Raw genomic sequence first — 7813 nt, 5'->3', positions numbered from 1 at the left:
TCCTGGGATGGTATATTGGGAAATGCAGATACCGTTATACAACAATCGGGTATCCTAAAAATGGTTTCGCACAATACATTTTGGGATGGATCGGAGGCAATAGGGCCTTTTGCCTACAACAATGTTGAGGGTGATTTTATCGCCGAGGTAATGCTTTCAGATATGCTAGGGCTCAAGGAGAAGAAAGCCTATGGTGCAAATGAGGCAGGTATAATGGTTAAAGCTTCAACAAATGGAAGAATGCTTTTACAAAACGGCATTATGCCAGGCTGGGGCGTTGGAAATATTGTTACCGACCTTGGGAATGGCGGCAGAAAGCAGACGAACAACCTCTCTGGGTGGGCTTTTTATAGGCATCTGCAGATACAACGGGTAGGAAACACATTTTTTATGCGTGGTAGCAGTGATGGAAAGGCTTGGGTAGATCTTCCTGGCAGCCCTGTAAAAAGGGATGATTTGGGGAGTAGCGGCTTACAGGTTGGTGTTTATCATGCTACTTATGGTGATGCCTCTGGYGATGCATCTTTTAGCGGTTTTAAGATTATCCAAAAGAAATAAAGCGAACATTGATGCGTCACAAGATGAAGCTCATTTTAATAAAGAATATAGCTCAATACAGCCACAAAATGAGCTATAAATAAAAGCAGCATGAGCCATAAATTAAAAATTAGACTTGAACTCAGTATTTCTTTATTGTCGTTCTGGAGGCAGTAAACTCACCAAGGACTTAGTACATGCAAGAAATGTTTCGAAAATTGTTCTGCCAAGACGACTTTAGAGGGCAAAGCGAATTTATTTATCCATCAGCTCAACCCAGGTATTAACCATTTTTTCAATCAGCTCCTTGTTTGCTATTACCTGATCCATAGAACAAAATTTCGCATAAACCTTTCCCTTGGTTGCCTCTTCAAGAAAGTCTGATTTTACATTAATGAGTGCTCCTTTGTGAAAGATAAGGGCTACATAGTTTTTGATCCTTGGATTGAAAGTGGCCAGGTCTTCTTTGTAAAAAAAACTAGGGCCTCCCCACTTTATGTCTTCTTCTATTTTAGGGTTTGCATTGACAATAATAGATCTTACTGCTTCGAGTTCTGCTTTAAGCGGGTGTTCAAGTTTAGCGATAAACTCATCTACTTTTTTTGTGTTGTTCATAATGGTTTGATATTAATAGTTATAACAAATATCAATATCTTTTATGGAGGGAATTAGGTGTATAAATGACAAATTAACGGGTAAATTAAGACTGATTGGTAAGAAATCCCCCTTTTTTTGAATAAAATAGATCTTGTATTTATTTCCTGGTCTATTTTTGCTGATTTATCAAATGCATCAGCAGCCTTTAATATTTTCATGCCTTCAGCAAGATTTTAAACAATAAAATTAAAAATAACGCAGACTATGTTTTATATTCTTTTGTTTTCTACTGATCGGATCCTGCTTAGCGTTTCCAGTCTTAGGCCAAGGAACGAAGCAACATACCGGAGCGGTACACGGTTAATCATCCAGGGGAAAGCCCATAGCAGGTGTTTATAGCGGCCCGTCGCAGAGGGAATCTGGCAGATAAAGCCCCTGTTATACGCTCCCCTATAATGAAGCTCCATGATCTTTCTGCCAATAATGTTTGCCTCTGCAAAATTTTTATAAAGCATAGTCGTGAGTTCATGAGGTATGGCAATCAGCTCTACATCCTCTATTGCCTGGAGGTATTCGTCTGATTCTTCTTCAGTCCATAGATTGCGAATGGTCCCTACAATTTCGTTTTCCTGACAGATCCAGGAAGTGATCTCTGTTCCCGAGTCCTTATAGAACCCCCTTACTACTCCTTTTAAAATCAGGTAAAGATATCTATTACGGTCTATCGGAGAGATAATATATCTGTTCTTGCGGAAACTCACAGGAAAGGTGTGGCTATCGATAAGTGCCTCCATTTCAACAGTTAGGGGGTGAAAACTATTGTATAGGGCAATAAGTGGGGAAGCGCCGTTATAGGAGTCCCATTTGTTGTTTTCCTGCGCACCGGCCATGATTCTTTAGTTTAGCTTTTCAGATAAGATAAAAATAATTAAAAGACCAAACTTTTCAAATTTTCGTTGCTCCAGATTAATTGCATTGTCTTTTGATCTCAAGTAACAGTTGTCGGGAAAATTCAGCTGATCATAATAGTCCTCATCAAATACCGGGCCGTTAAGCTATATCACGGCTCATCAATATAAATTTTGGCGAAGATTAAAATGGCCTGTTTTTGTGGTAATTATTTGTTTTTGGCACTTAGCGATGTGCGTAAAGCGCCCGATAGGGCAAGCATTTCACATACTTTATCATTCCAGTCTATCAGTGCATCCTCAGGAGAGGTTCCAAGACCTGAAACATCGTGTTCCTCTTCAAAGGATAATACGGCATAATAACAATCACCGTCTTGATAAACGGAGGGTTTAAACTGCATTACAAATGTTGGTAACCTGTATTTGTTATAATCAAAATCTACCAGTTTTCCTGGGATCGTTCTGGCTTGCTGTTTCATAGCTTGCTATTTGTCGAAACTTTTTTGTTTACCTGTTTTCTGCCTAGGGTAGGCAAATGCATTTGTAAATTAGTCAATCAATGTTTCCTCAAGGTTAGCAGGTTATTGTTTGTTTGTTAAGTGTTTGGTGGAGCGTGCATCGACAAAAAAAAAATACATGGTATGCTTTTCCTAAGATAAGGGTTCCCATTTGCCCAGAATCAATTTTTCGGGGATGTGTAGGCCGGTGTTTTAATATTGATGTTTTGAGCGATACGGTCAATGAATAAAGATATTTTTTTCCTCTTAATCTTTTTGGCTCAAAAACAGTCAAATCCTATCTATACCAATCTAACTATGAAGGTTGAAAAGAAAACTTTAAAAACATCAGATAAAACCGGTAATGAGGCGGGTGAAAATGTCTTTCCCAAAAGAATGATACTTTTTATCCTCGTGTTAAGTGCAATACTAATGATCTTGGTTTTGTTTAAAGATTAACTGGGGTTGAAATGTTTTTCTGTTATTTAGCTGTTTGGCTTCCTCTGAGCACGATTATTAATTTATGTTTAGATTGGTTTTTCAGGATTCAGAGCACGGCTGGTCGATCTTGCAGGTAAAAGATTAATTTTCCGCCTTGCACCAGCAATTGGTGTTTAATTTGGTTTTGGGTAAAAGGCTTTCCATTTAAACTGATTTTTGAAATGTAAATAGAATTTTTGCTCTTTTTAATGGCTGTTATAACTAATTTTTTGCCATTTCTGAAAGATATTGTAGCCTCTTTAAACAAAGGACTGGTGAGTTGATAGTTTCCTGAAACAGGATCTACCGGATAAAAGCCAAGTGCTGCAAATACATACCATGCCGACATTTGCCCCGCATCGTCGTTGCCACTTAAACCACCAGCGCCTTCCCCATACTCTTCAGCCAAAATGCGTGATACTTGCATCTGGGTTTTCCATGGAGAAGAAGTGTAGTTGTATAAAAATGGAATCTGGTGCCCAGGTTCATTCCCATGCCAATATTCTTTTTTATTAAAGAGCGAATCCAGTTCGTTTTCGAGATTTTTACGCCCACCCATCAACTTGATCAGTCCGGGCATATCATGCGGAACATAAAAAGTATATTGTCTTGGGGTTCCTTCTGTAATATAAGGTTCGCGGTGATCGGGATAAAAAGGCTTGTACCAGTTGCCATTGGCAAAACGCCCTCTAACCATTCCAACATTGGGATCAAAAACATGTTGGTAATTAAGCGATCGTTTTGATAGCTCCCGGTAATCGGCTTCTTTGCCCAAATCTTTCGCGATACTTGCGAGGGCATAATCATCGTATGCATACTCTAAGGTTCTACTTACCTGTTCCTTTTTATGAAAAGCGTTTGGGATACTGTCTTCTAATGGAATATAGCCATACTTTAAATAACTGTTAATTCCACGCCGGCCTTTTCCATTCAGATAATCGACAGAATCGGGCATTTGAAAGGCATTTTGCCTCATCAATCGGTAAGCTTCATTAATATCATAATTGCGGATCCCCTTATTATATGCCGAAGCGATGAAAGCAGTAGCATGATCGCCGATCATGGCGGCAGTATAACTGTTCCAGCAAGGGAAAATAGGCATCCAACCACCTTGCTGACCTTTTAATATCATCGAATTAACCAGGCTATTAGCTAAGTTGGGATTCAATAGTTCAATTAAAGGTAATTGCGCGCGGTAAATATCCCACATCGAAAAATCATCGTAATAATTGCCTTTATTTATTGTTTTGTTCTGATAATTTCCATCAAATTGCGGATATTTCCCATCTACATCATTGTATAGCCTGGGATGTTGCATGGCATGATAGAGGGCCGTGTAAAAGATTTTTTTCCCTTTTTCATTTGTGTCTGAAATACGTACCTGTGATAGGGATTTTTCCCAAGCCTGATTGGTATGTGCTAAAACAGTATCAAAATTATCATTTTTGATCTCACTTTCCAAGTTGGCCTTGGCAGCTGCGATACTTGTAAAAGAGGTGCCGGAATAAATCACTAACTGTTCTCCTTTTTGCAGTTTAAAGCCTGCATAAGCACCAATATCCTTTTTATTGCTGATGTTTTGCTGATTGAAAATATGGCCTTCGCTATAAACCCCTGCTGAGGTAAAGTTTTTTTTGAACCGGATGTAAAAATAACCACTAAAGCCTGCAGGTTCTCCCCATCCCTGATAAATCCGGTGAACAGGATTATATCCGGAAATTTCACCTTTTTCTGCATCAACCTGAATAAAACCTTTGTTCTGATCGCTATTGGGCGTGACTAAAATATAAACGCTATCTGTTTTTAGTGCGGTGATCCGCATTACACCGCTTCTAAGGCTGGCTGTAATTTCTGTTAACAGTTGATGTTGAGGTAATTTTAATTTGTAATAGGAGGGGGTAGAAACTTCGTTTTCGTGGGCATAATTTTCTGCATATTGAGCTGCATTGGTTTTAAGCTGGCCTGAAATGGGCATAATGGTGAAGCTTCCGTAATCTTGGGTACAAGAACCACTGATCCAATGGCTTGCCCTAAAGCCGTAAAACTTTTTGTTGTTGTAATAATAAGGTGCCAGGCATTTTTTTTCTGTGAGCTGGGTCTGGGGCGTCCATTGCGTCATACTAAAAGGCGGTGCTACAGCTGGAATGGTATTGGCCAGGCGTTCGGTTTTATTTTCAATATGCTGGCTGGCCAATGTGGTGCTTGCAGAAGTACCCGAAAATGGTTGAACGTAAGGAATTAAAGGCTGTTTTTGTGCATAAACAACGTTTGTATAAATGATCGCTATAGCCGAAAGAAACAGAAACTGTATTCCTTTTTTGAATTTTGATGCTCTAATTTTTAAATCAGTTAACAACATATGTTATGTATAGTATAGTGGGGGCAGGACTTGATATTAAAGGAAGTTCTTTTATTGCTTCTTTGTTCTTCAAGGGTAATTTGGTGTTTTTAATATCGCTCGTTTCGTCATCCTGAACCCGTTTCAGGATCTTTCTAGTATTACTTAGCGTATGGAATCTACTGGCTTTGCCTTAAATTTTTAAAAACCATTTTCTATCATAGAGAAATTTCAATATCCCAAGCTGTATCAGTAGAACACCTAGCCATAAACCTGCCTGTTGCCAGCCTAAAGGAATTTTAGCGATAACTCCGCCAAAGAGGAATTGTGAAGTAGATTCGAAATTGAAAAGGCCATGGGCACAAACGTAAATTAAAATAGAATTAGTACCAATCCAGATGAAGGGCAAGCTCCATTTTTGATAAGTTTTAACATCAATAATGTAATAGAAGACTGAGAACAGCACCAGACTGCATCCACCGGCAACCAACACAAAAGAGCTTGTCCACATATTTTTATTAACCGGAAAAATTAGGTTCCATAATAATCCAAGCGAAACCAATATTATGCCTGCTATAAAGAGGTAGAAAGCTTTTAGAACCAAACTGAAACGGTTATTTTTAGTATTTAGAAATGTTCCTGTAAATACCCCTAAAAGTGCTGTTGCAATGGCAGGAATAGTGCTCAGCAAACCTTCTGGGTCGTAAACTGCACGATGGAGTTTGCCAGGCAACAATAAGCGATCTACATATGCTGCCAGATTACCTTCGGGTGTTAAAACGCCATTTCCAAAACCAGGAACAGGTATGGCTATCATGATGATGTAATAGCCCAATAAAATGCCCAGCAGCCAGATAAGCTGTTTGCGTAACGAAAAATTGAGGTAAATTAAAGCTGCAAAAAAAGTGGATAGGGCAATACGGCCAAGTACGCTCGCGAAACGTGTATTTTCGTAGCCTTCCCATTTGAGCAGGCCGTTTACCACCATTCCAAGAAAGATTAAAATCAGTGTTCTTCTGATCAGGGCATAATAAATACCTTTTGCTGATTTTTTTTTATCATTTCCGGCATTTAAATGTTTTTCGTAAGAAAATGGCATCGAAACACCTGAGATAAAAATGAAAAGTGGAAAAATCAGGTCGTAAAAAGTAAAACCATTCCAAAGGGAGTGATGAAGCTGGTTGCTGATGCCAACCAAAAAACTTTCGAGAAACGATAAATGGCCATTACTGGCGATGGTCCAATCATTGGGATTTCTGATCAAATGGTGTTCTTTCATTACACCGTTGGCCAGTCCGTGGAAAATACCTTCTCCACTAATAATCCAGAACATGTCAAAACCGCGTAAGGCATCTAAAGAAAGTAATCTTTTCTTTTTCGGTAAAAGCAAATCCTGTGGTGCAGTTTCGGTAATGGCCATAATATTTTTAAGCTAATGATGGGCGATTTTTGTTTTCTAAAAATAAGCGCTGTTCGGAGAAAAGCAGCATTTATTTTTTGATAATGGTATTATAAATAATTTCTCCTTCATCGTTAATGGTTTGTACGCGGATTAAATCTTTGCCGACCGAAAAAAGCATGAAACCATAAATAGAAGCCACCATCTGGGCATCATCAATGAGTTTTACAGGTGTTTTTTCTGATGCTGCGCCTGAAATGAAATGATGCGTTTTGCCTTCAGGTTTAATGTACTGCAAGCTGTGCTCGTGCCCGGTGAGGTATACATCTACGCCATAACGATCAAAAACCGGTTTAAGAGAACGGCGGATTGCTTTGGTATCATATCCGTCTGTGCGGCTTCCTCCAGTATACATGGGGTGATGACCCACAACAATTTTCCATCTGATGCTTGGATCTTCATCACTTAATACTTTAGTAAGCCATCGTTTTTGTTGGGTAGTATCCTGGCCTTTTACGTTTGGGCCGTATTCTGAATTTTTGTAAAATTCTGGAATTAAAGGGTTGGTATCGATAAAAGCAATCAATACCTGATTGTTCAGGTCTCCGTTAATAGGAAATTTCTTTGCATAATAACGGGCAGGCATTTTCCATCTTCTACTTATTTTTGAATAGGCTACCTGGGCATCTGGATTGGATTTATAATCGTGGTTACCCAGTACCGGATACCAATCCCATTGCAAAGAAAATGCAGTATAAATATCTTCAAAAGAATATTTAAAAAGTGGATCGTGCTCACTGATTACACCGCTAGGGTAGAAGTTATCGCCTGTGGAAATGATAAACTGTGCTTTAACATCTGCTGCGGTTATCCCCATTTGTTGCGCTACCTGTTTCTGATGGTCGGCACCGTTACGGCCCCAATCGCCCATGGCAATGAAATTAAGCGATAAGGCATCTTTAGTTAAAGTTTTGGTTGGTGTGGTGGCTTCAGATTGTGTTTTTAGTAAAACCTGAGCTTGCAATGAGCAATAGGTAAATAGGGAAATCAGTAAAAG

The 7813-nt window shown here is 39.1% G+C and carries 7 protein-coding genes; 1 reads left to right on the top strand and 6 read right to left on the bottom strand.

What is annotated here, in order from left to right:
• Positions 1-558, top strand: a 558-nt coding sequence (locus AC1DPQ_RS11415) for a DUF1349 domain-containing protein (protein ID WP_477609344.1), incomplete at its 5' end; no start/stop codon positions are given.
• Positions 559-792: 234 nt separating this feature from the next.
• On the opposite strand, the gene AC1DPQ_RS11410 is transcribed toward AC1DPQ_RS11415, so the two are convergent.
• The 6 genes from AC1DPQ_RS11410 to AC1DPQ_RS11385 form a co-directional block, all read right to left on the bottom strand.
• Positions 793-1152, bottom strand: coding sequence for a DUF1801 domain-containing protein (locus AC1DPQ_RS11410; RefSeq protein ID WP_477609342.1), 360 nt, complete (start codon positions 1150-1152; stop codon positions 793-795).
• A gap of 251 nt (positions 1153-1403) precedes the next feature.
• Complete coding sequence (locus tag AC1DPQ_RS11405) at positions 1404-2024, bottom strand: Crp/Fnr family transcriptional regulator (RefSeq protein ID WP_477585079.1); 621 nt, start codon at positions 2022-2024, stop codon at positions 1404-1406.
• A gap of 227 nt (positions 2025-2251) precedes the next feature.
• Complete coding sequence (locus tag AC1DPQ_RS11400) at positions 2252-2521, bottom strand: hypothetical protein (protein ID WP_477585078.1); 270 nt, start codon at positions 2519-2521, stop codon at positions 2252-2254.
• Between the two features lie 565 nt (positions 2522-3086).
• Positions 3087-5378, bottom strand: coding sequence for a GH92 family glycosyl hydrolase (locus AC1DPQ_RS11395; RefSeq protein WP_477609340.1), 2292 nt, complete (start codon positions 5376-5378; stop codon positions 3087-3089).
• A 172-nt stretch (positions 5379-5550) separates the two neighbouring features.
• Complete coding sequence (locus tag AC1DPQ_RS11390; protein WP_477583474.1) at positions 5551-6777, bottom strand: acyltransferase family protein; 1227 nt, start codon at positions 6775-6777, stop codon at positions 5551-5553.
• A 70-nt stretch (positions 6778-6847) separates the two neighbouring features.
• On the bottom strand, positions 6848-7813 hold a 966-nt coding region (locus AC1DPQ_RS11385), incomplete at its 5' end, for a purple acid phosphatase family protein (RefSeq protein WP_477609338.1).

Source organism: Pedobacter sp. 01T416_2 (genome assembly GCF_056398925.1).
This window is presented reverse-complemented; position numbering and strand designations above follow the sequence as displayed.

Excerpts from the sequence above, each read along its gene's own strand:
- AC1DPQ_RS11410 (WP_477609342.1), bottom strand. The coding sequence starts at position 1,152 with ATGAACAACACAAAAAAAGTAGATGAGTTTATCGCTAAACTTGAACAC.
- AC1DPQ_RS11390 (WP_477583474.1), bottom strand. The coding sequence starts at position 6,777 with ATGGCCATTACCGAAACTGCACCACAGGATTTGCTTTTACCGAAAAAG.
- AC1DPQ_RS11395 (WP_477609340.1), bottom strand. The coding sequence starts at position 5,378 with ATGTTGTTAACTGATTTAAAAATTAGAGCATCAAAATTCAAAAAAGGA.
- AC1DPQ_RS11405 (WP_477585079.1), bottom strand. The coding sequence starts at position 2,024 with ATGGCCGGTGCGCAGGAAAACAACAAATGGGACTCCTATAACGGCGCT.
- AC1DPQ_RS11400 (WP_477585078.1), bottom strand. The coding sequence starts at position 2,521 with ATGAAACAGCAAGCCAGAACGATCCCAGGAAAACTGGTAGATTTTGAT.